21 protein-coding genes are annotated in these 23848 nt (G+C 68.9%); all 21 read left to right on the top strand.

All coding sequences use genetic code 11. The features are described 5' to 3' along the window. Window positions 1–41 precede the first annotated feature (41 nt). The 21 genes from nrtL to atpA all read left to right on the top strand — a co-directional run bounded on the left by nrtL (window position 42) and on the right by atpA (window position 23844). Window positions 42–1049 (top strand): ArgS-related anticodon-binding protein NrtL, encoded by a 1008-nt coding sequence (nrtL, locus tag OG303_RS17695; protein ID WP_405869355.1) that lies wholly within the window; start codon window positions 42–44, stop codon window positions 1047–1049. A gap of 28 nt (window positions 1050–1077) precedes the next feature. Further along, a complete protein-coding gene (lysA, locus tag OG303_RS17690) occupies window positions 1078–2469 on the top strand; it encodes a diaminopimelate decarboxylase (RefSeq protein WP_405869354.1) in 1392 nt (463 codons plus the stop codon). 146 nt (window positions 2470–2615) lie between these two features. Next, window positions 2616–3908: a homoserine dehydrogenase gene (locus OG303_RS17685; RefSeq protein ID WP_405869353.1), complete on the top strand. Its 1293-nt coding sequence runs from the start codon at window positions 2616–2618 to the stop codon at window positions 3906–3908. Window positions 3909–3914: 6 nt separating this feature from the next. After that, entirely contained in the window at window positions 3915–4973 is a 1059-nt protein-coding gene (gene thrC, locus OG303_RS17680) for a threonine synthase (RefSeq protein ID WP_405869352.1), read from the top strand. A gap of 249 nt (window positions 4974–5222) precedes the next feature. Beyond that, complete coding sequence (thrB, locus tag OG303_RS17675) at window positions 5223–6152, top strand: homoserine kinase (RefSeq protein ID WP_405869351.1); 930 nt, start codon at window positions 5223–5225, stop codon at window positions 6150–6152. A 417-nt stretch (window positions 6153–6569) separates the two neighbouring features. Next, window positions 6570–8591, top strand: a complete 2022-nt coding sequence (rho, locus tag OG303_RS17670; protein WP_405869350.1) for a transcription termination factor Rho — start codon at window positions 6570–6572, stop codon at window positions 8589–8591. 140 nt (window positions 8592–8731) lie between these two features. Continuing rightward, the gene (locus OG303_RS17665) at window positions 8732–10579 is read left to right on the top strand and encodes a trypsin-like serine protease (RefSeq protein ID WP_405869349.1); all 1848 of its coding nucleotides are present in this window, start codon (window positions 8732–8734) and stop codon (window positions 10577–10579) included. Window positions 10580–10783: 204 nt separating this feature from the next. Next, a complete protein-coding gene (locus OG303_RS17660; RefSeq protein WP_405869348.1) occupies window positions 10784–11923 on the top strand; it encodes an LCP family protein in 1140 nt (379 codons plus the stop codon). Between the two features lie 195 nt (window positions 11924–12118). Beyond that, entirely contained in the window at window positions 12119–12343 is a 225-nt protein-coding gene (rpmE, locus tag OG303_RS17655; RefSeq protein ID WP_055625166.1) for a 50S ribosomal protein L31, read from the top strand. Between the two features lie 106 nt (window positions 12344–12449). Continuing rightward, entirely contained in the window at window positions 12450–13526 is a 1077-nt protein-coding gene (gene prfA / locus OG303_RS17650; protein ID WP_405869347.1) for a peptide chain release factor 1, read from the top strand. Between the two features lie 41 nt (window positions 13527–13567). Next, window positions 13568–14413 (top strand): peptide chain release factor N(5)-glutamine methyltransferase, encoded by an 846-nt coding sequence (prmC, locus tag OG303_RS17645; RefSeq protein ID WP_405869346.1) that lies wholly within the window; start codon window positions 13568–13570, stop codon window positions 14411–14413. 49 nt (window positions 14414–14462) lie between these two features. Beyond that, entirely contained in the window at window positions 14463–15110 is a 648-nt protein-coding gene (locus OG303_RS17640) for an L-threonylcarbamoyladenylate synthase (RefSeq protein ID WP_405869345.1), read from the top strand. After that, window positions 15107–15775 (top strand): protein-tyrosine-phosphatase, encoded by a 669-nt coding sequence (locus tag OG303_RS17635; RefSeq protein ID WP_405869344.1) that lies wholly within the window; start codon window positions 15107–15109, stop codon window positions 15773–15775. The genes OG303_RS17640 and OG303_RS17635 overlap by 4 nt, the downstream gene beginning before the upstream one ends. A 119-nt stretch (window positions 15776–15894) precedes the next feature. After that, on the top strand, window positions 15895–17133 hold the full coding sequence (gene glyA, locus OG303_RS17630; protein WP_405869343.1) for a serine hydroxymethyltransferase: 1239 nt from the start codon (window positions 15895–15897) through the stop codon (window positions 17131–17133). A 150-nt stretch (window positions 17134–17283) separates the two neighbouring features. Further along, entirely contained in the window at window positions 17284–18609 is a 1326-nt protein-coding gene (locus OG303_RS17625) for an MraY family glycosyltransferase (protein WP_405869342.1), read from the top strand. Between the two features lie 303 nt (window positions 18610–18912). Continuing rightward, window positions 18913–19350 (top strand): hypothetical protein, encoded by a 438-nt coding sequence (locus OG303_RS17620; protein WP_405869341.1) that lies wholly within the window; start codon window positions 18913–18915, stop codon window positions 19348–19350. 273 nt (window positions 19351–19623) lie between these two features. After that, entirely contained in the window at window positions 19624–20394 is a 771-nt protein-coding gene (atpB, locus tag OG303_RS17615; RefSeq protein WP_405877326.1) for a F0F1 ATP synthase subunit A, read from the top strand. 80 nt (window positions 20395–20474) lie between these two features. After that, a complete protein-coding gene (locus OG303_RS17610; RefSeq protein WP_405869340.1) occupies window positions 20475–20717 on the top strand; it encodes a F0F1 ATP synthase subunit C in 243 nt (80 codons plus the stop codon). A gap of 40 nt (window positions 20718–20757) precedes the next feature. Next, a complete protein-coding gene (locus tag OG303_RS17605; protein WP_405869339.1) occupies window positions 20758–21306 on the top strand; it encodes a F0F1 ATP synthase subunit B in 549 nt (182 codons plus the stop codon). Further along, complete coding sequence (locus OG303_RS17600) at window positions 21303–22118, top strand: F0F1 ATP synthase subunit delta (RefSeq protein ID WP_405869338.1); 816 nt, start codon at window positions 21303–21305, stop codon at window positions 22116–22118. Before OG303_RS17605 ends, OG303_RS17600 begins: the two co-directional genes overlap by 4 nt. Before the next feature lie 136 nt (window positions 22119–22254). Further along, window positions 22255–23844 (top strand): F0F1 ATP synthase subunit alpha, encoded by a 1590-nt coding sequence (gene atpA / locus OG303_RS17595; protein ID WP_405869337.1) that lies wholly within the window; start codon window positions 22255–22257, stop codon window positions 23842–23844. Window positions 23845–23848 lie beyond the last annotated feature (4 nt).

Here is a 23848-nt window from a genome sequence, read left to right as displayed (position 1 = left end):
CGGCTCGCCTACCCACCCCCCTCCTCCCATACGCTTGTCCCGTGACCCCCGTCGAGCTCTCCCGCACCGTGCTGCGCGCGGTGCGTCGTGCTGTCGACGAGGGGGAGCTGAGCGTGGCCGTACCGCAACGGGCCGTTGTCGCGCCACCCGGTCCGGGTGGCTGTGGCGACTACGCCACCAACATCGCCCTCCAGCTCGCCCGGCCCGCCGGGCAGCCGCCCCTGCGCGTCGCCGAGATCCTGCAGCAGCACCTCGCCCGGACAGCCGGTGTCGCCGACGTCGTCGTCACCGGGCCCGGGTTCATCAACATCAGCCTGCAGGGCGCAGCGGCATCGGCGGCCGCCCTCACCAGCGAGATCCTCCGTGAGGGCATGGCGTACGGACACAGCGACACCCTCGCCGGGCACGTCGTCGAACTGCGCATCCCGTACGAGATCCGAGCCGAAGTCATCGCCGATGCGCTCACCCGCATCGTCGGTTCCCAGGGCGGTCGCGTCGAGGTCGACCACCGCGAGCCCGCGAACCTCCGGCCCGTCCCCGCCCCCGACGACCCCGCCCTCCTCGGCCCCGACGCCGCCCGTTGGGCGCTGCTGCATCCCGCCGCCCACGACCGGCCCCGTATCACCGCCGATCACCTGGTCCAGCGTGAGAGCAACCCTCTCTTCCGCGTCCGTTACGCCTGCGCCCGCACCCGGGCCCTCAGCCGTAACGCCGCCGACCTGGGCTTCACCTCCGAGCCCGGAGACGTACAAGAACCGGAAGAGGCACAGGCAGACGTACGAGAGGACACCGCCGTCCTTCTCGCCGCCCTCGCCGACCACCCCCGCGTCCTCGCCCGTGCGGCAGCACACCGCACGCCCGACAGCCTGGCCCGGCATCTCGTCACCGTCGCCGATGCCGTCCTCGCCGTAGTGCCCACCGTGCTTCCGCGTGGCGACGAGAAACCCTCGGCCGCCCACCGTGCCCGGCTCGCGCTCGCCGAAGCCGCCGGGACGGTGCTGGCCGGCGGCCTGTCCCTGCTCGGCATCGACGCACCCGACCACCTCTGAGCCACGAAGAGCCAAGAAGAGATCTGACATGAGCCGTTCCGCACACCCCGCCGGGCCCCGTCACGCCGACGTCCTCCCCGAGGGCCACTACTCCGCCCCGCCCACCGACCTCAACGTCCTCGACCCCAAGGTGTGGGCCGAGACCGTCACCCGTGACGAGGACGGAGTGGTCACCGTCGCCGGCATCGACGTGAAGACCCTCGCCGAGCAGTACGGCACCCCCGCCTACGTGCTCGACGAGGCCGACTTCCGGGCCCGGGCGCGTGCCTGGCGCAGCGCCTTCGGGGCCGATGCCGACGTCTTCTACGCCGGCAAGGCCTTCCTCTCCCGTGCCGTCGTGCGGTGGCTGCACGAGGAAGGGCTCAACCTCGACGTCTGCTCCGGCGGCGAACTCGCCACCGCCCTCTCCGCCGGCATGCCCGCCGAACGCATCGCCTTCCACGGCAACAACAAGTCGGCAGACGAGATCGACAGGGCCGTCCGCGCCGGAGTCGGGCGTATCGTCCTCGACTCCTTCCAGGAGATCGTCCGGGTCGCGCACATCGCGCAGTCGCTGGGCAAGCGGCAGCGCGTGCAGATCCGTATCACCGTCGGAGTCGAGGCGCACACCCACGAGTTCATCGCCACCGCGCACGAGGACCAGAAGTTCGGGATCCCGCTGGCCGGCGGGCAGGCCGCCGAGGCCGTGCGGCGCGCGCTTCAGCTCGACGGGCTCGAGCTGATCGGCATTCACTCCCACATCGGGTCGCAGATCTTCGACATGTCCGGCTTCGAGGTCGCCGCCCATCGGGTTGTCGGGCTGCTGAAGGACATTCGCGACGAGCACGGCGTGGAGCTGCCGGAAATCGACCTCGGCGGTGGCCTCGGTATCGCCTACACCAGCGATGACGACCCTCGCGAACCCCACGAGATCGCCAAGGCCCTCACCGAGATCGTGACCCGTGAATGCGAGGGCGCCAAGCTGCGCACCCCGCGCATCTCCGTCGAGCCCGGTCGTGCCATCGTCGGGCCGACCGCCTTCACGCTCTACGAGGTCGGCACCATCAAGCCTCTCGACGGGCTGCGGACGTACGTCTCCGTCGACGGCGGCATGTCGGACAACATCCGGACCGCGCTGTACGACGCCGAGTACAGCGTCGCCCTCGTGTCCAGGACCTCGGACGCCGAGCCGATGCTCGCGCGCGTCGTCGGCAAGCACTGCGAGAGTGGGGACATTGTCGTCAAGGACGCGTTCCTGCCGTCCGACCTGGCGCCCGGTGACCTCATCGCCGTGCCGGCCACGGGTGCGTACTGCCGGTCCATGGCCAGCAACTACAACCACGTGCTCCGGCCACCCGTCGTCGCCGTGAAGGAGGGCGAGGCCCGCGTCATCGTCCGCCGCGAGACGGAGGACGACCTGCTGCGTCTCGACGTCGGCTGACGCACAAAACGGAGGGGTGGAAGATCTCCTGTCTTCCACCCCCGTACAAATGAAATAGATGTCTCACGATCCGGACATGGGATAGAAACTCCCGTCCGGTGAGTGAGACTGGTCCAACCGTAGACGGTATGAGGAAACGAGGTCGGATGATGCGTACGCGTCCGCTGAAGGTGGCGCTGCTGGGCTGTGGGGTTGTCGGCTCAGAGGTGGCGCGCATCATGACGACGCACGCCGACGACCTCGCCGCCAGGATCGGGGCGCCCGTCGAGCTGACGGGCGTGGCCGTGCGGCGGCCCGACCGGGTCCGTGAGGGCATCGACCCGAGCCTCGTCACCACCGACGCGACCGCCCTCGTCAAACGCGGCGACATCGACGTCGTGGTCGAGGTCATCGGCGGCATCGAGCCCGCCCGCTCCCTCATCACCACCGCCTTCGAGCACGGCGCGTCCGTCGTCTCCGCGAACAAGGCGCTGCTCGCCCAGGACGGCGCCGCTCTCCACGCCGCCGCCGAGCAGCACGACAAGGACCTCTACTACGAGGCCGCCGTCGCCGGCGCGATCCCGCTGATCCGGCCGCTGCGCGAGTCCCTCGCCGGCGACAAGGTCAACCGGGTGCTCGGCATCGTCAACGGCACCACCAACTTCATCCTCGACAAGATGGACAGCACGGGGGCGGGGTACCAGGAGGCCCTCGACGAGGCCACGGCGCTCGGATACGCCGAGGCCGACCCCACCGCCGACGTCGAGGGCTTCGACGCCGCCGCCAAGGCCGCCATCCTCGCCGGCATCGCCTTCCACTCGCGGGTGCGTCTCGACGACGTCTACCGCGAGGGCATGACCGAGGTCACCGCCGCCGACTTCGCCTCGGCGAAGAACATGGGCTGCACCATCAAGCTGCTCGCCATCTGCGAGCGGGCGCAGGACGGCGGATCGGTCACCGCGCGCGTGCACCCCGCCATGATTCCGCTGAGCCACCCGCTCGCCTCCGTGCGCGGCGCGTACAACGCCGTGTTCGTGGAGTCCGACGCGTCCGGGCAGCTCATGTTCTACGGACCCGGTGCGGGTGGTGCGCCCACCGCCTCCGCCGTGCTCGGCGACCTCGTCGCCGTCTGCCGCAACCGACTCAGCGGGGCAACGGGGCCCGGCGAGTCGGCGTATGCCGCGCTGCCCGTGTCGGGGATGGGTGAAGTCGTCACCCGGTATCACATCAGCCTCGACGTGGCCGACAAACCGGGTGTTCTCGCCCAGGTCGCGACCGTGTTCGCAGAGCACGGTGTCTCGATCGATACGGTTCGGCAGCAGGGCAAGGACGGCGAGGCCTCTCTCGTCGTCGTCACCCACCGCGCGTCCGACGCGTCCCTGAGCGGGACCGTCGAGGCGCTGCGCAAGCTCGACACCGTGCGGGGTGTCGCCAGCATCATGCGGGTTGAAGGAGAGTAACCAGCAATGACCCACCAGTGGCGCGGAATCATCGAGGAGTACCGGGACAGGCTGCCGGTATCCGACACCACGCCGGTCGTGACGCTCCGCGAGGGCGGCACGCCCCTCGTGCCCGCGCAGGTGCTCTCCGAGCGCACGGGCTGCGAGGTCCACCTCAAGGTGGAGGGCGCGAACCCCACGGGGTCCTTCAAGGACCGCGGCATGACCATGGCCATCACCAGGGCCAAGGAGGAGGGCGCGAAGGCTGTGATCTGCGCCTCCACCGGCAACACGTCCGCCTCCGCCGCCGCGTACGCCGTGCGGGCCGGCATGGTTTCGGCCGTTCTCGTCCCGCAGGGCAAGATCGCGCTCGGCAAGATGGGGCAGGCGCTCGTGCACGGCGCCAAGATCCTCCAGGTCGACGGCAACTTCGACGACTGCCTCACCCTCGCCCGCGCGCTCAGCGACAACTACCCTGTGGCGCTGGTGAATTCGGTCAATCCCGTGCGCATCGAGGGCCAGAAGACGGCCGCCTTCGAGATCGTCGACATGCTGGGCGACGCCCCCGACATCCACGTCCTCCCGGTCGGCAACGCGGGCAACATCACCGCGTACTGGAAGGGCTACAAGGAGTACGCCGCCGACGGCACCGCCACGCACACCCCGCGAATGTGGGGTTTCCAGGCATCCGGCAGCGCCCCGATCGTGCGCGGCGAGATCGTCAAGGACCCGTCGACCATCGCCACCGCGATCCGCATCGGCAACCCCGCCTCCTGGCAGTACGCCCTGGCCGCGCGGGACGAGTCCGGCGGCCTCATCGATGAGGTGACGGACCGTGAAATCCTGCGCGCCTACCGGCTGTTGGCCGCGCAGGAGGGCGTTTTCGTCGAGCCGGCGTCCGCCGCGTCCGTCGCCGGTCTGCTGAAGGCGGCCGAGCAGGGCAAGGTCGACCCGGGGCAGCGCATCGTGTGCACCGTCACCGGCAACGGCCTCAAGGACCCCGACTGGGCCGTCGCCGGCGCCCCGCAGCCGGTCACCGTCCCGGTCGACGCGGTGACGGCGGCCGAGCGCCTCGGTCTGGCCTGATCGGGAACTCCCTCCAAGGGGTGCACAGGGGGCTTACGGCACGCATCGTGCGCCTCCTGTGCGCCCTATGTCGCCACAGAAGCTTCCTTCGATAGGCTGTACTGAACCCGCCCGCCGCATATGCCTCCGCACATGGAGCATGTGGACGGTGCCGCGCCGTCGTTGCGGCCTTGGGGGTCTCCACGTACGTATCCGATGTCGTATCGAATGTCTTCGACCATCACGCAGCTCAAGGAGAGTCATCGAGAGATGGCCGGTCCCGCCTTCCGCGCCGCCGCCGTAAGGGTGCGCGTCCCCGCCACCAGCGCCAACCTCGGCCCGGGCTTCGACGCCTTCGGCCTGTCGCTGGGGCTCTACGACGATGTCGTCGTCCGGGTGGCCGATTCCGGGCTGCACATCGACATCGCCGGTGAGGGCAGCGAGACGCTGCCGCGTGACGAGAACCACCTCCTCGTACGTTCCCTGCGCACCGCCTTCGACCTGCTCGGCGGGCAGCCGCGCGGCCTCGAGATCGTGTGCGCCAACCGCATTCCGCACGGCCGCGGTCTGGGCTCCTCCTCGGCCGCCATCTGCGCCGGTATCGTCGCCGCGCGCGCCGTGACCATAGGCGGGGAGTCGAAGCTCGACGACACGGCGCTGCTCGAGCTCGCTACCGAGATCGAGGGTCACCCCGACAATGTGGCGGCCTGTCTGCTCGGCGGTTTCACCCTCTCCTGGATGGAGGCGGGTGCCGCGCGTGCGATCAGGATGGATGCCGCCGATTCCATCGTTCCGGTGGTTTTCGTGCCCGGAAAGCCGGTCCTCACCGAGACCGCGCGCGGACTGCTCCCGCGCACCGTGCCGCACGTCGACGCCGCCACCAACGCGGGCCGGGCCGCGCTGCTCGTCGAGGCGCTCACCAGACGCCCCGAGCTGCTGCTGCCCGCCACCGAGGACCGTCTTCACCAGGAATATCGCGCGCCCGCCATGCCGGAGAGCGCGGCACTGGTGGAGCGGCTGCGGGCCGACGGAGTCCCGGCAGTCATCTCGGGTGCGGGACCCACCGTGCTGGCGCTGGTCGATGCCGACAGCGCCGACAAGGTCGCCCATCTGGCGGGCGAGGGGTGGGCCGCGAATCGGCTTGAACTCGACGCCCAGGGAGCGAGCGTGCTGCCGCTCGCGACCGCCAGTGACATTTAGAAGCCGGCGGTTGCCGGATTTCGAGAGGGGGAATGTTTGTTGGATCCGGTAGTGTTAATCTCAAGTCTGCACCCGACCCCACCATGGCGAGGTGCTTCGTGTCCCCGTCCGGGACAGACATTCTTCCGGGAGCCTCCCAAGCCGCACTGTGTTCCGTACGACGTACGCGGGCAGTACCTCGTACGCGGGCGCTGAGCGACTTGCCGGGCACGCTCCGGAATCGGTGCGACCAAGCCACGTGACACCGTCATTCGGTGCCACGGCCACGGCTTTGGGAAGCGCCATCCCAGATATTGCCTCCGCCACTTTTGGCGGACCACCGCCCCGGCACGGTCCACACAGCAAGGACCGAAAGCCGGAAGCACAACCGGTCGCCGAGCCAGACAGGCCGACGTCCGCTCCAGGGAAGGACCCTTCGTGAGCGACACCACCGATCTGATGGGCGCACGTGTCGAGGAGACCGCTGCCGCGCCCGCCACGGACGCCTCCGCGCCTGCCACCGGTGCAGGCTCCCGGCGGCGCCGCGGTACCGGCCTCGAGGGCATGGTGCTGGCCGAGCTGCAGCAGGTCGCATCCGGCCTCGGCATCAGGGGCACGGCGCGCATGCGCAAGAGCCAGCTGATCGAGGTCATCAAGGAGGCGCAGGCCGGGGGCGGTGCCGCCCCGGCGAAGGCCGAGGCAGCTGCCGAGACCAAGCCCAAGCGCCGTGCCACCTCCAAGGCTCGTACGGGCGAGGAAGCAGCTCCCGCCGCCGAGAAGGCCGAGAAGAAGGCGGCCGCTCCGGCCGAGAAGGCCGTGGCCCAGCAGCAGATCGAGATCCCCGGCCAGCCGGCCAGCGACGACGCCCCCGCTGAGCGCCGTCGTCGCCGCGCCACCGCCGAGGCGGGCAGCCCCGAGACGGTCGCCGCCGAGGCGAAGAGCGAGCCGAAGGCCGAGACGTCCGCCCCGCAGGCGCAGGGCGAGGCCAAGAACGACGCCGGTGACGGCGACGGCCGCCAGGGCCGTCGCGACCGCCGCGACCGCGACCGCGGAAGCCGTGACCGCGACCGCCGTGGCAACAAGGGCGACGAGCAGCAGGGCGGCCAGGGCGGTGGCCAGCAGCGCCAGGACCGGCAGGACCGTCAGCAGGGCGGCGCCCGCCAGGAACGTCAGGACCGCCAGCAGCGTGACAACGGCCCGCAGGACGACGACGACTTCGAGGGTGGCCGCCGCGGTCGCCGGGGTCGTTACCGGGACCGTCGTGGCCGTCGTGGCCGTGACGAGATGGGCGGCGGCGCCGAGCCGCAGCTCAACGAGGACGACGTCCTGATCCCCGTCGCGGGCATCCTGGACATCCTCGACAACTACGCCTTCATCCGTACGTCGGGCTACCTGCCGGGTCCCAACGACGTGTACGTGTCCCTCGCCCAGGTCCGTAAGAACGGTCTGCGCAAGGGTGACCACGTCACCGGTGCCGTGCGTCAGCCCAAGGACGGCGAGCGTCGCGAGAAGTTCAACGCCCTCGTCCGCCTCGACTCGGCGAACGGCATGGCGGCCGAATCCGGGCGCGGGCGCCCGGAGTTCAACAAGCTGACGCCGCTTTACCCGCAGGACCGGCTCCGCCTGGAGACCGACCCGGGCGTGCTGACCACTCGCATCATCGACCTCGTCGCGCCGATCGGTAAGGGCCAGCGCGGTCTGATCGTGGCCCCGCCGAAGACCGGCAAGACCATGATCCTGCAGGCGATCGCCAACGCGATCACCGTCAACAACCCCGAGTGCCACCTGATGGTCGTCCTGGTCGACGAGCGTCCGGAAGAGGTCACCGACATGCAGCGGTCGGTCAAGGGCGAGGTCATCTCCTCGACCTTCGACCGCCCGGCCGAGGACCACACCACGGTCGCCGAGCTCGCCATCGAGCGCGCCAAGCGGTTGGTGGAGCTGGGCCACGACGTCGTCGTCCTGCTCGACTCGATCACGCGTCTGGGCCGTGCGTACAACCTGGCCGCGCCGGCTTCCGGTCGCATCCTGTCCGGTGGTGTCGACTCGACCGCGCTGTACCCGCCGAAGCGCTTCTTCGGTGCGGCGCGCAACATCGAGGACGGTGGCTCGCTCACCATCCTCGCCACCGCGCTGGTGGACACCGGGTCCCGCATGGACGAGGTGATCTTCGAGGAGTTCAAGGGCACGGGCAACGCCGAGCTCAAGCTCGACCGGAAGCTCGCGGACAAGCGCATCTTCCCGGCGGTGGACGTCGACGCGTCCGGTACCCGTAAGGAAGAGATCCTGCTCGCCAGCGACGAGCTCGCCATCACCTGGAAGCTGCGTCGCGTGCTGCACGCGCTCGACCAGCAGCAGGCGATCGAGCTGCTGCTCGACAAGATGAAGCAGACGAAGTCGAATGCCGAGTTCCTGCTGCAGATCCAGAAGACGACGCCCATGCCCGGCAATGGTGACTAGTCGCCGTTGAAAGCACAGCTCCGCGCCCCCAGGGCGTGAAGGTCGTCCCCCGTCACAGAAGTGACGGGGGACGACCTTTTGGCGCTGATAGGAACGGGTGTTTCATCGCGCCCCATTCCTATCTCCCTGGGGGGACCTCCTTGCGTACGTTCTTGTCCGGCAGTGGTCGTCGCAGACGTCGGATACGCATCGGCCTGCCCGTGGCCGCCGCCGGTGTCGCCGCCGCCGTTGCCGCCGCGTTGTTGACCTCGTCCGCCGGTGCCGCGACCTCCGTGCCGACGCCGACCGTCAAGCCGGCCACCAGCACCGTGTCGACCGCCGCGCTGACGAAGCGCATCGCCGGGGCTCTGGCCACCGACGGCACCGCGGGGGAGGCGACGCAGAAGTCGTCCCTCAGCGCGAGCACCACCGACTCCTCCGGCACCACCGGCTCCACCGTGAGCCCGTACGTCGTCGGCGGCACCGACACCGCCATCACCTCGGCGCCCTGGATGGCCCAGCTCTGGTACTACGACGACCGGGGCACCACCGACGAGAGCGACGACCTCGGCTTCTTCTGCGGTGGCACGGTCGTCTCGCCGACGAAGATCCTCACCGCCGCGCACTGCGTGAAGGACGAGGACGGCAAGAGCTACAACTGGAAGGCGTACGGCGCCGTCCTGACCGGCACCTCGCAGCTGCCGACCACCGACAGCTCCGGCAGCACCGATCTGCACGGCGGCACCGTCTCGCTGCCGCTGCGGCAGTGGAACCACCCGTCGTACAGCCCGACGACCATCAACAACGACATCGCCGTCCTCACCCTCGCCGCTCCCGTCAAGGCGACGCCGATCCGCATGACGACGTCCGGCGACACCACCTCGTACGCGGGCGGCACCAGCGCCAAGCTCTACGGCTGGGGGCGTACCAGCTCCACCAGCCAGGACATCTCCGAGACGCTGAAGTCGGCCACGCTGACCATCCACGCAGACAGCACCTGCACCGGCGTGTACGGCAGCGACTACGTCAAGGGCCACATGATCTGCGCCGGCACGCAGAGCGGCAGCGACACCGGTACGAAGGCGGCGTGCAACGGGGACTCCGGCGGGCCGCTGATCGTGAACAACCGGATCGTCGGCGTCGTTTCGTGGGGCGTGGCCGACTGCGTGGCGAAGGGCTACTACAGCGTCTTCTCGAAGGTCAGCACCTACATCGGCGCCGCCTACGCGAACGTGGACGACACCAACCTCAGTTACACCGACGGCAAGGCCGATCTCTGGGTGCGCAACTCCTCCACCAAGGAGGCGTACGAGAAGGACTCCAAGGGCACCTCGTTCGCCGCGCGTGTGTCGGTGGGGTCGTACGACGGCGTGAACGTCGCCCTGCAGACCGACCTCGACCGGGACGGCTACCAGGACCTGGTGCTCCGCCAGAGCAGCACCGGCGACGTCTACTGGCTGCACTACGTGCCCTCCAGCAGCTCCTGGTCGAAGACGAAGATCTTCAGCGACTGGAAGACCCGCACCCGCATCGTCACCCCGGGCGACGTCACCGGCGACTACCTCCCCGACCTGCTCTCGGTCGACTCCGCCGGCACCCTGTGGATCTATCCCGGCAAGGGCAACGGCACGTTCGCGGCCCGCGTGAAGGTCGGCACGGGCTGGAACCAGTACAACTCCCTGCGCGCGCACGGCGACTTCACCGGCGACGGCAAGGCCGACCTGCTCGCCCGCAAGAGCAGCACCGGAGACCTGTACCTGTACAAGGGCACCGGCAAGTCCGGCACGGGCGCCTTCTCGACCCGTATCAAGGTGCGCAGCGCCTGGACCGGCTACAACGCCTTCGACGCGGTCGGCGACATCAGCGGGGACGGCAAGGCCGACTTCCTGGCTCGCACACCCGGCGGCACGCTCTATCTGTACAAGGGCACCGGTAAGGCCACCAGCGAGATCTTTGCCACAAGGATCTCGGTCGGTACCGGTTTCCAGCAGTACGACCTCTTCGGCTGAAACCGCAGGTGAGCGAGTTACAGCCGTAAACTGTCGTGACGCTCTGTGCCCAACCTTCCACGGGTTGGGCACTTTGCGTTGTGCAACCCTTTCTCGAGTTTCTCCGTCTGACCCGACGGAGCGACGATGGTGCGGTACGACCCGTATCGACAGGCCTGTCCCTCAAAGCAGGGGGTAACCGACCGGAACGAGATTGAGGAGCACATGTCCGCCGAGAGCACGCCGGGACCCGGCATACCGGGAACGCCCGGCACCAACGGCTCGCGCAACAGCGCCAAGGGCCGTCGCCGCAAGCCGCGTGACAAGCGCCACAAGGGCCTGGTCGTCACGGCCTGGGTCGCCGCGGGCATTGTCGTGCTGGGCGGCACCGGAGCCGGATACGTGTACTTCAAGCTCAACGGCAACATCAAGAGCGTCGACATCGACTCGGCCCTGGGCACGGCCCGGCCCACGAAGGTCGACAACGGCTCCGAGAACATCCTCGTCCTCGGCTCGGACTCCCGGTCCGGCAAGAACAAGAAGCTCGGCGGCGGCGCGGACGACGGCAGCGCTCGCTCCGACACCGCGATGATCATCCACGTCTACAAGGGCCACAAGAAGGCCAGCGTGGTCTCCATCCCGCGGGACACCATCATCGACCGCCCCGAGTGCACCGACACCAAGGGCGACACCCATGACGCCGCGACCGGCGTGATGTTCAACTCCGCGTACTCCACGGGCGGCGCCGCCTGCGCGGTGAAGACCGTCGAGTCCCTCACGGACATCCGCATGGACCACTACCTCGAGGTCGACTTCAGCGGCTTCGAGAAGCTCATCGACGAGCTCGGCGGTGTCCCGGTCACCACGACCAAGGACATCAAGGACTCCGAGAGCCACCTGAACCTCAAGGCCGGCACGCACAAGCTCGACGGCGAGCAGGCCCTCGGCCTGGTCCGCACCCGGCACGGCGTCGGCGACGGCTCCGACCTCGGCCGTATCCAGCTCCAGCAGGCCTTCATCAAGGCGCTGGTCAACCAGGTCAAGGACATCGGCGTCTTCACCAGCCCGAAGAAGCTCTACAACCTCGCCAACACCGCCACCAAGACGGTGACGACCGACTCCGACCTGGGCTCGGTCAATCGTCTGATGTCCTTCGCGAACGGCCTCAAGGGCATCAGCTCGTCGAAGATGAACATGGTCACGATGCCGGTCCAGTACGACCCCGCGAACCCGAACCGTGTCATCGTCGAGAAGGCGAAGTCCCAGCAGGTCTGGACGGCCCTGAAGAACGACCGGGCGATCCCCAAGTCGGCCACCCAGGGCACCGCGAGCGGCGAGGCCAAGGGCGTGGTCAGCGCCGGCTGAGGGACGCGGTGCCGTATCGATCCGCGGCTCCGCCGAGTGGGCGCGACCAGCCCCCCCGGCCCGCGGGGAACAAACGACAGTCACCCCCCGTTTTGGGGGATGGCCCCAGTCCTGGCAGACTGGTACGTCGGCCCCGGTTCACGCGGCAGCATCCTGCGGCTGCGACCCGGCGCCCTCCCGAAACTAGGAGACACCTTGAAGCGCGACATCCACCCCGAGTACGTCGAGACGCAGGTCAGCTGCACCTGTGGCGCGTCGTTCACCACCCGCAGCACGATCTCCAGCGGCACCGTCCGCGCCGAGGTCTGCTCCGAGTGCCACCCGTTCTACACGGGCAAGCAGAAGATCCTCGACACCGGTGGCCGTGTGGCCCGCTTCGAGGCCCGCTTCGGCAAGGCTGCTGCCGGCTCCAAGAAGTAGCGAGCTCCAATTCGCCGGTCCACGGCCGCGCCCTGAAACAGGCGCGCCGGGACCGGCGTTTTTGGTCGCCCGCCTTCCCCTTTTCCCAGCAGTACAGGAGCCCAAGATGTTCGAGGCCGTCGAGGAACTCGTCGGTGAGCACGCCGACCTGGAGACGAAGCTCGCCGACCCGTCGGTCCACGCCGACCAGGCCAACGCGCGCAAGCTGAACAAGCGTTACGCCGAGCTCACCCCGATCGTCGCCACGTACCGCTCCTGGAAGCAGACCGGCGACGACATCGAGACGGCGAAGGAATTCGCCGCCGACGACCCGGACTTCGCCGCCGAGGTCAAGGATCTGGAGAAGCAGCGCGAGGAGCTCACCGAGAAGCTGCGCCTGCTGCTCGTCCCGCGCGACCCGAGCGACGACAAGGACGTCATCCTGGAGATCAAGGCGGGGGCCGGCGGCGACGAGTCCGCCCTCTTCGCCGGGGACCTCCTGCGCATGTATCTCCGGTACGCCGAGCGCATCGGCTGGAAGACCGAGATCATCGACGCCACCGAGTCCGAGCTGGGCGGCTACAAGGACGTCCAGGTCGCCGTGAAGACCAAGGGCGGCCAGGGCGCGACCGAGCCCGGGCAGGGCGTCTGGGCCCGGCTGAAGTACGAGGGCGGGGTGCACCGCGTGCAGCGCGTGCCCGCGACCGAGTCCCAGGGCCGGATCCACACCTCCGCCGCGGGTGTCCTGGTGACCCCCGAGGCCGAGGAGGTCGACGTGGAGATCAACCCCAACGACCTCCGCATCGACGTCTACCGGTCCTCCGGCCCCGGCGGCCAGTCCGTCAACACCACCGACTCCGCCGTGCGCATCACGCACATTCCCACCGGAGTCGTCGCCTCCTGCCAGAACGAGAAGAGCCAGCTGCAGAACAAGGAGCAGGCACTGCGTATCCTGCGCTCCAGGCTGCTCGCAGCGGCGCAGGAGGAGGCGGAGAAGAATGCCGCCGACGCCCGCCGCAGCCAAGTCCGCACCGTCGACCGCTCCGAGAAGATCCGTACGTACAACTTCCCGGAGAACCGCATCTCGGACCACCGCGTCGGCTTCAAGGCGTACAACCTGGACCAGGTCCTGGACGGCGACCTCGACGCGATGATCCAGGCCTGCGTCGACGCGGACTCGGCGGCGAAGCTGGCGGCCGCGTAAGGCGCACGTACGCACGACCGAGTACGACACGGAGGACTTGCGTGAACCTGCTGCTCGCAGAGGTGGCACAGGCCACCCAGCGGCTGGCCGACGCCGGCGTGCCCTCGCCGCGCAACGACGCGGAGGAGCTCGCCGCGTCCGTGCACGGCGTGAAGCGGGGCGAGCTGCACTCCGTGAAGGACTCGGACTTCGACGCCCGCTACTGGGAGGTCATCGCCCGGCGTGAACAGCGCGAGCCGCTGCAGCACATCACCGGGCGGGCCTACTTCCGGTATCTCGAACTCCAGGTGGGGCCGGGCGTGTTCGTGCCCCGGCCCGAGACGGAGTCCGTGGTCGGCTGGGCCATAGACGCCGTACGCGCCATGGACGTCGTCGAGCCCCGCATCGTCGACCTGTGCACCGGCTCCGGCGCCATCGCGCTCGCGCTCGCGCAGGAGGTCCCGCGCTCGCGCGTGCACGCCGTGGAGCTGTCCGAGGAAGCCCTCCGGTGGACCCGCAAGAACGTCGAGGGATCCAGGGTCGACCTGCGTCAGGGCAACGCTCTCGACGCCTTCCGCGACCTCGACGGCCATGTCGACCTCGTCATCTCCAACCCGCCGTACATCCCGCTCACGGAGTGGGAGTACGTCGCCCCCGAGGCGCGGGACTACGATCCCGAACTCGCCCTGTTCTCAGGGGAGGACGGCCTCGATCTCATCCGCGGTCTGGAACGGACCGCACACCGGCTCCTGCGCCCCGGCGGCGTCGTCGTCATCGAGCACGCCGACACCCAGGGCGGCCAGGTGCCGTGGATCTTCACCGAGGAGCGGGGCTGGGCCGACGCGGCCGACCACCCCGACCTCAACAACCGACCCCGGTTCGCGACCGCCCGCAAGGCGCTGCCGTGAGCCGGCCGACTTCAATCCCGCAGTACGTGTACGAGGAGGCCCGCTAGATATGGCACGGCGATACGACACCAACGACGCGACCGACCGCACGACCGGTCTGCGCGAAGCCGCGTCCGCCGTCCGCCGTGGCGAGCTCGTGGTCCTCCCGACCGACACGCTGTACGGCATCGGCGCGGACGCGTTCTCCTCGGAGGCGGTCGTCGAGCTGCTGGAGGCCAAGGGCCGGGGCCGCAACATGCCCACCCCCGTGCTGATCGGCTCCCCGAACACCCTCCACGGTCTCGTCACCGACTTCTCCGAGCTGGCCTGGGAACTGGTCGACGCCTTCTGGCCGGGCGCGCTCACGCTCGTCGCCAAGCACCAGCCGTCCCTGCAGTGGGACCTGGGTGACACCCGTGGCACCGTCGCCGTGCGCATGCCGCTGCACCCGGTGGCCATCGAGCTGCTGACCGAGGTCGGCCCCATGGCCGTGTCGTCGGCGAACCTGACGGGCCACCCCGCTCCGGAGGACTGTGACGCCGCGCAGGAGATGCTCGGCGACTCCGTCTCCGTCTACCTCGACGGCGGCCCGACCCCCGGCATCGCCCCGTCCTCCATCGTCGACGTCACCGGCCGCGTACCGGTGCTGCTGCGCGAGGGCGCGCTGACGGCGGACGAGCTCCGGAAGGTCGTACCCGACCTCGAGGTGGCGAATTGACGGCCCCTGACGCGGGGCGTGGCATAGGCAACGGGGAAGACACGGGGACATTCGGGCTCCCCATGACCAACTTCCGCATCCTCCACGTCAGCACCGGCAACGTGTGCCGCTCGCCGATCACCGAGCGGCTGACCCGCCATGCCCTGGCGGACCGGCTCGGCGATCCGCTGTGGGGCGGGCTGATCGTGGAGAGCGCGGGCACCTGGGGCCACGAGGGCGCATCCATGGAGGCCAACGCGGAGACGGTCCTCGCCGACTTCGGCGCGGACGCCACCGGCTTCAAGGGCCGGGAACTGCTCGACGAGCACGTCATCATGGCCGACCTCGTCCTGACGGCGACCCGCGACCACCGCCAGCAGGTGATCTCGATGGGCCACTCGGCGGGCCTGCGCACCTTCACCCTGAAGGAGTTCACCCGCCTGGTCCGGGCCATAGACCCGGCGACCCTCCCCCCACTGGAGGACGGCGTGGTCGCCCGCGCCCGCGCCCTGGTCCGCGCGGCCGCGGCTCTACGCGGGTGGCTCCTGGCCCCGACTGCCGAGGCCGACGAGGTGTACGACCCGTACGGCGCCCCGCTGACGTTCTTCCGTTCCATCGGGGACGAGATACACCAGGCGCTGGATCCGGTGGTCACGGCGCTGACGGGAGTGCCGGCACGCGCTTGAAGCGGGACGCGTCGGCACAGCGTTCACCGGTGTACCTGCAACGGCGTAACAACCGAGCACCCCACCCGCCCCGGGCCTACATTGGACGTACGTCACCGTCGACGCCCCCGGAGCCCATCATGCCGGTCACCCGTACCCTCGAGGCCGATGTCCTGCGCCGGCAGGACCCGGAGCTGGCCGGGATCCTGCTCGCCGAGCTCGACCGGCAGTCGACGACGCTGCAGCTCATCGCCGCCGAGAACTTCTCCTCGCCCGCCGTGCTGTCCGCGCTCGGCTCAGCCCTGGCCAACAAGTACGCCGAGGGATATCCGGGCGCCCGGCACCACGGCGGCTGCGAGATCGTCGACGTCGCCGAGCGCATCGCCGTGGACCGTGCGAAGGCCCTGTTCGCCTCCGAGCACGCCAACGTGCAGTCCCACTCGGGGTCGTCGGCCGTCCTGGCCGCGTACGCCGCCCTGCTCAGGCCAGGCGACACCGTCCTCGCCCTCGGCCTCCCCTACGGCGGCCACCTCACGCACGGCTCGCCCGCCAACTTCTCCGGCCGCTGGTTCGACTTCGTCGGGTACGGCGTCGACGCCGAGACCGGGCTCATCGACTACGAGCAGGTGCGGACGCTGGCCCGTACGCACCGCCCCAAGGCGATCGTGTGCGGCTCCATCGCCTATCCGCGGCACATCGACTACGCCCTCTTCCGCGAGGTCGCCGACGAGGTCGGGGCGTATTTGATCGCCGACGCCGCCCATCCCATCGGGCTCGTCGCCGGGGGAGCGGCGCCCAGCCCGGTGCCGTACGCCGATGTCGTCTGCGCGACCACGCACAAGGTGCTGCGCGGGCCCCGCGGCGGGATGATCCTGTGCGGCGCCGAGCTCGCGGAGCGGGTCGACCGGGCCGTCTTCCCGTTCACCCAGGGCGGCGCGCAGATGCACACCATCGCCGCCAAGGCCGTCGCGTTCGGCGAGGCGGCAACACCGGCCTTCACCGTGTACGCCCATCAGGTGGTCGCCAACGCGCGGGTGCTCGCGGCCGGGCTGGCGGCGGAAGGCCTCGTCGTCACCACCGGCGGCACGGACACCCACCTGATCACCGCCGACCCGGCACCCCTCGGCGTCGACGGACGCACCGCGCGCGGGCGGCTCGCCGCGGCCGGAATGGTGCTCGACTGCTGTGCGCTGCCGCACGGCGACGCACGTGGCCTGCGGCTCGGCACCGCCGCGGTGACCACCCAAGGCATGGGAGAGGAGGAGATGCAGCGGATCGCCGCCCTGTTCGCAGAGGTGCTGCGGGGCGAGACCGAAAGCCAGAAGGCGCGTGACGAGGTGCGCGAGCTGACCGGTAGATTTCAGCCGTACACCGGCTGAGCGGGGGTACACGCACCAGCGTGCACCTGGGTGCAGCCTGCCTGCACAGGCACGCGTGCAACCATCGTCGCTACCCGGAAGTCCCCACTCATATGCGTCCCTCGCTAGGGTGTGGGGCTGAGATGGCCAGCGAGACCTGTGGGGAAGCCTGTGCGTGAATACCTGCTGACGCTCTGCATCACGGCCGCGGTGACGTATCTGCTGACAGGGCCGGTACGGAAGTTCGCGATCGTGGCCGGAGCCATGCCGGAGATCAGGGCCCGTGACGTGCACCGGGAACCCACTCCGCGCCTCGGCGGGATCGCCATGTTCTTCGGTCTGTGCGCGGGCCTGCTGGTCGCGGACCATCTGACCAACCTCAGCGAGGTCTTCACCAAGTCGAACGAGCCGCGGGCGCTGCTCTCCGGTGCCGCCCTGATCTGGCTGATCGGTGTCCTGGACGACAAGTTCGAGATCGACGCCCTGATCAAGCTGGGCGGCCAGATGATCGCCGCCGGCGTCATGGTCATGCAGGGTCTGACGATCCTCTGGCTGCCCATCCCCAAGGTCGGCACGGTCGCGCTGACCCAGTGGCAGGGCACGCTGCTGACGGTGGCGCTGGTCGTGATCACGATCAACGCGGTGAACTTCGTGGACGGCCTGGACGGCCTCGCCTCCGGCGTGGTGTGCATCGCGGCCGCCGCGTTCTTCATGTACGCCTACCGCATCTGGTACTCGTACGGCATCGAGGCTGCCGCCCCCGCCACGCTGTTCGCGGTCATCCTGATGGGCATGTGTCTGGGCTTCCTGCCGCACAACATGCATCCCGCGCGCATCTTCATGGGCGACTCGGGCTCGATGCTGATCGGGCTGGTGCTGGCCGCGGGCGCGATCTCCATCACGGGGCAGGTCGACCCGGACAGCCTGTTCGGCGGGTCCGAGCGCCAGGCGGTGCACCAGATGGTGCCGGTCTACATCCCGCTGCTGCTGCCGCTGACGATCATCGCGATCCCCGCCGCCGACCTGGTCCTCGCGATCGTGCGCCGCACCTGGCGCGGGCAGTCGCCCTTCGCCGCCGACCGGGGACACCTGCACCACCGTCTGCTGGAGATCGGCCACTCGCACAGCAGGGCCGTCCTCATCATGTACTTCTGGTCGGCGCTGATCGCGTTCGGTGCGCTCGCCTACTCGGTCAACTCGGCGTCCATGTGGATCGTCCTGGGCATCGTGATCCTCAGCGCGATCGGCCTGCTGCTGCTCCTGCTGCCGCGCTTCACGCCGCGTGCCCCGCGCTGGGCCGAGCACTTCGTGCCGCCGCGCTACCGCCGGCGCAGGGCCGTCGCCGAGGCCGCGTCGACGCCGGCGCAGACGACGCCGGCCGAAGAGGAGGAGCAGCGCGCTCCGGTCGCCGCAGGTGTGTCGGGAGTCAACGGAGCGACCGCCCTCGGTGGCCGTTCGCGCTTCCTGGACCGGCGGAAAGCCGGAACGTCGCGCTGACCTCGGCAAGGTAAGAATCTGACTAGAGCATTGCCAAGTCGTGGGGGAACGAAGACCCCCAATACCAGACAAGTCGGCCGTGTTTCTGCACAGACGCGCACCATCACTCTCATGTGTGACAGCGAGCACACCTCCTAGGTAAAGACCGCATCAAATAGTTTGTGATACGGTTCACGAGAACCCCGGAGAGAGCTGAAAGGCCGTACTACGACGGTCCATTGGCCGTGAGTTCGCCTCTCGATCCGGGACTACGCTCGTCCATGACGACACCCCACCGCCCCCTGCGAAAGCGGAGCTGCCGCCATGCCGTCCAATGACGCCCGGAACCTTCTGCAGACCGCTGTGCCCACAGCGGCTGTCGGCGCGATTGCCGTCGCCGTCAGCGCTGCGGTCGCGGGTGGCAAGGGCGCGCTCGGTGCGGCGGTCGGCACGGTGCTGGCGATCCTGTTCATGGGAATCGGCCTGTACGTCCTGCAGTGGGTGGCAAAAACGCTCCCGCAGTTGTTCCAGGCCATGGGGCTGATGCTCTACGTCGCCCAGCTGCTGCTGCTCCTGATCTTCGTGGCCGTCTTCAAGGACACCGACCTCTTCAACGCGAAGACGTTCGCCGTCTCGCTCGTCGTCGCGACTGTCGTGTGGATGGCTGCGCAGGCTCGTGCGCACATGAAAGCCAAGCTCTTCTACATCGATCCCGACTCCGAGAAGAACGGCAAGTCCGAGAAGACCGGATCGTCGTCGTGAGGGGTAGGGGCGGGATAAAGGCCTGTGAGATCTCCTGCTATCGTCCGGTGCCAACTGCGGCATCGCGGGCGCGGGCATCTGAGCTGACGCCTGCTCAATCGCGAGGCTTGATGCCCCCCAGCCGCCCTCACATCCGTAACACCAGTCCGGTGCCGACTCGCGGCTGCGCGCCGCGCCGACACAACGAGGTTGCCGTACCCATGCGTCACGCCGAAGGAGCCCGTGGTGAGTGCTGACCAGACCCAGCTCGCCTTTGACTGGAGCTGTCGGATCATGTCCGACAACGGGTGTGGTTTTCCGGCTCCGGGCCTGCACTCGTTCCTCTTCAAGCCGATCGCGACGGTCGGGGGGTTCGAGTTCAACAAGGTGATGCTCCTCGCGTTCATCGCCACCGCTGTCGTCATCGTTTTCTTCTGGGCAGCCTTCGGCAAGGCCAAGGTGATCCCGGGCAAGCTGCAGATGGTCGGCGAGGCCGGTTACGACTTCGTGCGCCGCGGCATCGTCTACGAGACGCTCGGCAAGCGCGAGGGCGAGAAGTACGTCCCGTTCATGGTCTCGCTCTTCTTCTTCATCTGGATCATGAACATCTGGTCCGTGATCCCGCTGGCCCAGTTCCCGGTGTCCTCGGTCTTCGCCTTCCCGGTGGTGCTGGCAGCGGTCGTCTACATCACGTGGGTCTCGCTGACCTTCAAGCGTCACGGCTTCGTCGGTTTCTTCAAGAACGTGACGGGCTACGACAAGTCGCTCGGTGGCGTGCTGCCGCTCGTCATGGTCATCGAGTTCTTCTCGAACCTGCTGGTCCGCCCGTTCACGCACGCGGTGCGACTCTTCGCCAACATGTTCGCCGGCCACCTGATGCTGGTGATGTTCACCGTCGCCTCCTGGTACCTGATGAACAGCTGGATGGTCCCGGCGGCCGGTGTCTCCTTCGTCATGACCATGGTCATGATCCTCTTCGAGCTTTTCGTGCAGGTCGTTCAGGCGTACGTGTTCGTGCTGCTGGCCTGCTCCTACCTTCAGGGCGCTCTCGCCGAGCACCACTGAGCCGAGCAACACCCGCCCGCAACCCCGAGACGTCCGGTGGCCAACCCCCACCGGTCCATGAAAGAGAAGGAAGAACCGGCATGTCCGCTCTCCAGACACTTGCTGCTGACACCGTCCACGGCTCCATCGGCTCCATCGGCTACGGTCTCGCAGCCATCGGCCCCGGCGTCGGCGTCGGCATCATCTTCGGTAACGGCACCCAGGCCCTGGCCCGTCAGCCCGAGGCTGCCGGTCTGATCCGTGCCAACCAGATCCTCGGCTTCGCCTTCTGTGAGGCGCTCGCCCTCATCGGCATCGTTATGCCGTTCGTGTTCGGTACGTGATCAACCCTTACCCGACACGTATTCGACGAAAGGCACTGATGTGATCGCCAATTGGGTACAGCTGGCCGCCGAGGAAGAGCAGAACCCGCTCATCCCGGCCGGTCCCGAGCTGCTCGTCGGCGCCATCGCCTTCGCCATCGTGTTCTTCTTCTTCTGGAAGAAGCTGCTCCCGAACATCAACAAGGTTCTGGAGGAGCGCCGCGAGGCGATCGAAGGTGGCATCGAGAAGGCCGAGGCCGCTCAGGTCGAGGCGCAGAGCGTTCTCGAGCAGTACAAGGCCCAGCTCGCCGAGGCCCGGCACGAAGCCGCGCGTCTGCGCCAGGAGGCGCAGGAGCAGGGTGCCACGCTCATCGCCGAGATGCGCGCCGAAGGCCAGCGGCAGCGCGAGGAGATCGTCGCCGCCGGTCACGCGCAGATCGAGGCCGACCGCAAGGCCGCCTCGTCCGCGCTGCGGCAGGACGTCGGGCACCTCGCCACGGAGCTGGCCGGCAAGCTCGTCGGCGAGTCCCTCGAGGACCACGCCCGGCAGAGCCGCGTCATCGACCGCTTCCTCGAGGACCTCGAGGAGAAGGCCGAGGCCGCGCGATGAACGGAGCGAGCCGCGAGGCCCTGGCAGCCGCACGTGAGCGTCTTGACTCGCTGACGGACTCGACGTCCGTGGACGCGGGTTCGCTCGCCGAAGAGCTGGCCGCCGTCACCGCGCTGCTCGACCGCGAGGTGTCGCTGCGTCGGGTCCTGACCGACCCGGCGCAGGCCGGTGAGGCCAAGGCCGAGCTGGCCCAGCGCCTGCTCGGCTCCCAGGTCGGCGGGGCGACCGCCGACCTGGTGTCCGGCATGGTGCGTTCCCGCTGGTCGCAGTCCCGCGACCTGGTGGACGGGCTGGAGGAGCTGGCGAACACCGCCGAGCTCACCGCCGCCCAGCAGGCGGGCTCGCTCGACGACGTCGAGGACGAGCTGTTCCGGTTCGGCCGGATCGTCTCCTCGAACACCGAGCTGCGCGCCGCGCTGACCGACCGCAAGGCCACCACCGCCGCCAGGATCGAGCTGCTGCACCGGCTGCTCGGCGGCCGTGCCGCCGCATCGACCGAGCGTCTTGTGACGCGCCTTGTGACCGCGCCGCGTGGACGTAGCCTGGAGTCGGGACTGGAGTCCCTGTCCAAGCTCGCCGCCGAGCGCCGGGACCGCCTGGTCGCCGTCGTCACCTCGGCGGTGCCGCTGAGCGACCCGCAGAAGCAGCGCCTGGGCGCCGCCCTCGCGAAGCTCTACGGCCACAAGATGCACCTCAACATCGACGTGGACCCCGAGGTCCTCGGCGGGATCCGGGTGCAGGTCGGCGACGAGGTCATCAACGGCTCGATCGCGGACCGCATCGAGGACGCCGGCCGCCGACTGGCGGGCTAGCAGCAACTTCATAGCAGTACAGCAGGACAGCAGTACGTACTTACGGCCCGGTTGGGCCGTGCAGAGGATTCCTGGGGGTCGCCCCCAGACCCCCAAGTTGAAACTTCGGGCCCAACAAGGAGAGCAGGGAACCCAGATGGCGGAGCTCACGATCCGGCCGGAGGAGATCCGGGACGCGCTGGAGAACTTCGTCCAGTCGTACAAGCCGGACGCGGCCTCGCGCGAGGAGGTCGGTACGGTCACCCTTGCCGGCGACGGCATCGCGAAGGTCGAGGGCCTGCCCTCGGCCATGGCCAACGAACTGCTGAAGTTCGAGGACGGCACCCTCGGCCTCGCGCTCAACCTGGAAGAGCGCGAGATCGGCGCCGTCGTCCTCGGTGAGTTCAGTGGCATCGAAGAGGGCCAGCCGGTCACCCGTACCGGCGAGGTCCTGTCGGTCGCCGTGGGCGAGGGCTACCTCGGCCGCGTCGTCGACCCGCTCGGCAACCCGATCGACGGCCTCGGCGAGATCGAGACGTCCGGCCGCCGTGCCCTGGAGCTGCAGGCTCCCGGCGTCATGGCCCGTAAGTCGGTGCACGAGCCGATGGAGACCGGCTACAAGGCCGTCGACGCGATGACCCCGATCGGCCGTGGCCAGCGTCAGTTGATCATCGGTGACCGTCAGACCGGCAAGACCGCCCTGGCCGTCGACACGATCATCAACCAGCGCGACAACTGGCGCTCCGGCGACGTGAACAAGCAGGTCCGCTGCGTCTACGTCGCCATCGGTCAGAAGGGCTCGACCATCGCCTCCGTGCGTGGCGCCCTCGAAGAGGCCGGCGCGCTGGAGTACACGACCATCGTCGCCGCCCCGGCGTCCGACCCGGCCGGCTTCAAGTACCTGGCGCCGTACACCGGTTCGGCCATCGGTCAGCAGTGGATGTACGAGGGCAAGCACGTCCTCATCATCTTCGACGACCTCTCGAAGCAGGCCGACGCCTACCGCGCCGTGTCGCTGCTCCTTCGCCGTCCGCCGGGGCGCGAGGCCTACCCCGGTGACGTCTTCTACCTGCACTCCCGTCTGCTGGAGCGCTGCGCGAAGCTCTCCGACGACCTGGGCAAGGGCTCGATGACCGGTCTGCCGATCGTCGAGACCAAGGCCAACGACGTCTCGGCGTTCATCCCGACCAACGTCATCTCCATCACCGACGGCCAGTGCTTCCTGGAGTCGGACCTGTTCAACGCCGGTCAGCGCCCCGCGCTGAACGTCGGTATCTCCGTCTCCCGAGTCGGTGGTTCCGCGCAGCACAAGGCGATGAAGCAGGTCTCCGGCCGTCTGCGCCTCGACCTCGCCCAGTACCGCGAGCTGGAGGCGTTCGCCGCCTTCGGTTCCGACCTGGACGCCGCGTCGAAGTCGCAGCTGGAGCGCGGTCAGCGCCTGGTCGAGCTGCTCAAGCAGGCTCAGTACCAGCCGATGCCGACCGAGGACCAGGTCGTCTCCGTGTGGGCCGGTACCACCGGCAAGATGGACGACGTTCCGGTCGTCGACGTCCGCCGCTTCGAGAAGGAGCTCCTCGAGTACCTGCACCGCAAGGAGCAGGGCCTCATGACCTCCATCAAGGAGGGCGGCAAGATGTCGGACGACACCCTCATCGCCATTGCCGACGCGATCGCCGAGTTCAAGAAGCAGTTCGAGACCTCGGACGGCAAGCTTCTCGGCGAGGACGCTCCGGCCGCGGCCAAGTGACGTA

Origin of the sequence: Streptomyces sp. NBC_00005 (genome assembly GCF_045160215.1) — a bacterium.
Lineage (GTDB): Bacteria > Actinomycetota > Actinomycetes > Streptomycetales > Streptomycetaceae > Streptomyces.
This window is presented reverse-complemented; position numbering and strand designations above follow the sequence as displayed.

What these genes read in the sequence shown, in the direction of transcription:
- lysA (WP_405869354.1), top strand. Translation starts at nt 1,078, where the DNA reads ATGAGCCGTTCCGCACACCCCGCCGGGCCCCGTCACGCCGACGTCCTC.
- OG303_RS17685 (WP_405869353.1), top strand. Translation starts at nt 2,616, where the DNA reads ATGATGCGTACGCGTCCGCTGAAGGTGGCGCTGCTGGGCTGTGGGGTT.
- thrC (WP_405869352.1), top strand. Translation starts at nt 3,915, where the DNA reads ATGACCCACCAGTGGCGCGGAATCATCGAGGAGTACCGGGACAGGCTG.
- thrB (WP_405869351.1), top strand. Translation starts at nt 5,223, where the DNA reads ATGGCCGGTCCCGCCTTCCGCGCCGCCGCCGTAAGGGTGCGCGTCCCC.
- OG303_RS17660 (WP_405869348.1), top strand. Translation starts at nt 10,784, where the DNA reads ATGTCCGCCGAGAGCACGCCGGGACCCGGCATACCGGGAACGCCCGGC.
- prfA (WP_405869347.1), top strand. Translation starts at nt 12,450, where the DNA reads ATGTTCGAGGCCGTCGAGGAACTCGTCGGTGAGCACGCCGACCTGGAG.
- OG303_RS17640 (WP_405869345.1), top strand. Translation starts at nt 14,463, where the DNA reads ATGGCACGGCGATACGACACCAACGACGCGACCGACCGCACGACCGGT.
- glyA (WP_405869343.1), top strand. Translation starts at nt 15,895, where the DNA reads ATGCCGGTCACCCGTACCCTCGAGGCCGATGTCCTGCGCCGGCAGGAC.
- OG303_RS17620 (WP_405869341.1), top strand. Translation starts at nt 18,913, where the DNA reads ATGCCGTCCAATGACGCCCGGAACCTTCTGCAGACCGCTGTGCCCACA.
- atpB (WP_405877326.1), top strand. Translation starts at nt 19,624, where the DNA reads ATGTCCGACAACGGGTGTGGTTTTCCGGCTCCGGGCCTGCACTCGTTC.
- OG303_RS17610 (WP_405869340.1), top strand. Translation starts at nt 20,475, where the DNA reads ATGTCCGCTCTCCAGACACTTGCTGCTGACACCGTCCACGGCTCCATC.
- OG303_RS17600 (WP_405869338.1), top strand. Translation starts at nt 21,303, where the DNA reads ATGAACGGAGCGAGCCGCGAGGCCCTGGCAGCCGCACGTGAGCGTCTT.
- atpA (WP_405869337.1), top strand. Translation starts at nt 22,255, where the DNA reads ATGGCGGAGCTCACGATCCGGCCGGAGGAGATCCGGGACGCGCTGGAG.